Annotated in this window: 1 protein-coding gene; it reads left to right on the top strand. The window is 74.8% G+C overall.

What is annotated here, in order from left to right:
- Positions 1–55: 55 nt before the first annotated feature.
- Positions 56–2353 (top strand): glycoside hydrolase family 3 N-terminal domain-containing protein, encoded by a 2298-nt coding sequence (locus ACFUMH_RS19005; protein ID WP_378209186.1) that lies wholly within the window; start codon positions 56–58, stop codon positions 2351–2353.
- The last annotated feature ends 3 nt before the right edge of the window (positions 2354–2356 follow it).

Here is a 2356-nt window from a genome sequence, read left to right as displayed (position 1 = left end):
CGCGAGACACGCGTGCGCCCGCCCGTCCCGTCGCACCATCGAAGGAGTGGGATCCGTGACGGATCTGCAGGTGTCCGCAGTGCCGGCCACGAGCCGGGCCACAGAGGACCGCACGCCCGAGGGGCTGCTCGCCCGGATGACCCTCGAGGAGAAGCTGGCCCAGATCGTCGGCTTCTGGGAGAAGGAGGACGGCGAGGCCGTCGCCCCGCTGCAGGGCGAGTTCGAGGCCGCCCGTGGCTACGACGACGTGACGAAGCACGGCCTCGGTCACCTCACCCGCGTGTACGGCACGCGCCCGGTCGAGGCCGACGCGCAGGCGCGCCGGCTGTGGGCGCAGCAGCGCCGGCTCGTCACGGGGACGCGCCTCGGCATCCCGGCGATCGTGCACGAGGAGTGCCTGACCGGCCTGTCCGCGTGGAAGGCCGCGACCTTCCCGACGCCGCTCGCGTGGGGCGCGTCGTTCGACCCCGAGCTGGTCGAGGAGATGGCCGCCCTCATCGGTGGGTCCATGCGCGACCTCGGCATCCACCAGGGCCTGTCCCCGGTGCTCGACGTCGTGCGCGACCCGCGCTGGGGCCGCGTCGACGAGTGCATCGGCGAGGACCCGTACCTCGTCGGCACGCTCGGCACGTCGTACGTGCGGGGCCTGCAGTCAACCGGCGTGCTCGCCACGCTCAAGCACTTCGTCGGGTACTCGGCGTCGCAGTCGGGGCGGAACTTCGCGCCCGTGCACGCCGGCCCGCGCGAGGTGGCCGACGTGCTGCTCCCGCCGTTCGAGATGGCGGTGCTCGACGGCGGCGTCCGCTCGGTCATGCACTCGTACGCGGAGATCGACGGCGTGCCCGTCGCGTCCGACCCGCGCCTGCTGACGGACAAGCTGCGCGGGGAGTGGGGCTTCGACGGCACCGTCGTCGCCGACTACTTCGGCGTGGCGTTCCTGCACCTGCTGCACCACGTGGCGGGCGACCTCGGGGAGGCGGCGGGCCTGGCGCTCAACGCCGGCGTCGACATCGAGCTGCCCACCGGCGACGCGTACCTCGACCCGCTGGCCGCGGCCGTCCGCTCCGGCGCGGTCGACGAGGCGCTGGTGGACCGCGCCGTGCTGCGCGTGCTGCGGCAGAAGGACGAGGTCGGCCTGCTCACGGCGACGTTCGAGGACGAGCCGCCGAGCGGCGTCGACCTCGACAGCCCCGAGCACCGCCGGGTCGCCGCGCGCCTCGCGGAGGAGTCGCTCGTGCTCCTCGGCAACGACGGCACGCTGCCGCTCGCGCAGCCGCGCCGCGTCGCCGTGATCGGCCCGAACGCCGACCGCCCGCACGCGCTGTTCGGCTGCTACTCGTTCCTCAACCACGTGCTCGCGCAGCACCCCGACGCCGAGGTGGCGCTCGAGATCCCGACGGTGCGCGAGGCGCTCGTCGAGGAGCTCACGGGTGCCGAGGTCGTGGCGGCGCGCGGCTGCGCCGTGGACGACGACGACACGTCCGGCTTCGACGAGGCGGTCGCCACCGCGTCGTCGGCGGACGTCGCGGTGCTCGTCATGGGCGACCACGCGGGCCTGTTCGGCCGCGGCACCGTCGGCGAGGGCTGCGACCGCGACGACCTCGACCTGCCGGGCGTGCAGCGTGCGCTCGTCGAGGCCGTGCTCGCCACGGGCACGCCGGTCGTCCTCGTGCTGCTCACGGGCCGCCCGTACGTCCTCGACTGGGCGCTGGAGCGCTGCGCGGCCGTCGTGCAGGCGTTCTTCCCCGGCGAGGAGGGCGGGCGCGCGCTCGCCGGCGTGCTGTCGGGTCGCGTCAACCCCTCGGGCCGGCTGCCCGTCAGCCTGCCGCGGTCGTCGGGCGCGCAGCCGTTCAGCTACCTGCACCCGGCGCTCGGCGGCGACGGCGACGTCACGAACCTCAGCACGGTGCCCGTGCGTCCGTTCGGGTTCGGCCTGTCGTACACGACCTTCGCGCACAGCGACCTGGTCGTGGACGCCGAGGCCCGCACGGACGGTGCCGTCACGGCGCGCGTGCGCGTGACGAACACGGGCGAGCGCGCCGGTGCCGACGTCGTGCAGCTGTACGCGCACGACGTCGTCGCGAGCGTGACCCGCCCGGTCGCACAGCTCGTCGGGTACCGGCGCGTCGAGCTCGCGGCCGGGGAGTCCGCCGAGATCGAGCTCGTCGTGCCGACGGCGCGCGTGGCGTTCACGGACCGCTCGGGCCGCCGCGTCGTGGAGCCGGGCGAGCTCGAGCTGTGGGTCGGCCCGTCGTGCTCCGACAAGGAGACGACGGCGCGCACGACGCTCACGGGCGACGTGCACGTCGTCACGACGGCCGACCCGCGCTGGACGTCGGCCGCCGTCGTCTGACGG

It is taken from the genome of Cellulomonas sp. NPDC057328 (assembly GCF_042667215.1).
GTDB lineage: Bacteria > Actinomycetota > Actinomycetes > Actinomycetales > Cellulomonadaceae > Cellulomonas.
Note: the sequence above shows the minus strand (reverse complement) of the source record. Positions and strands in the feature narration are given on the sequence as shown.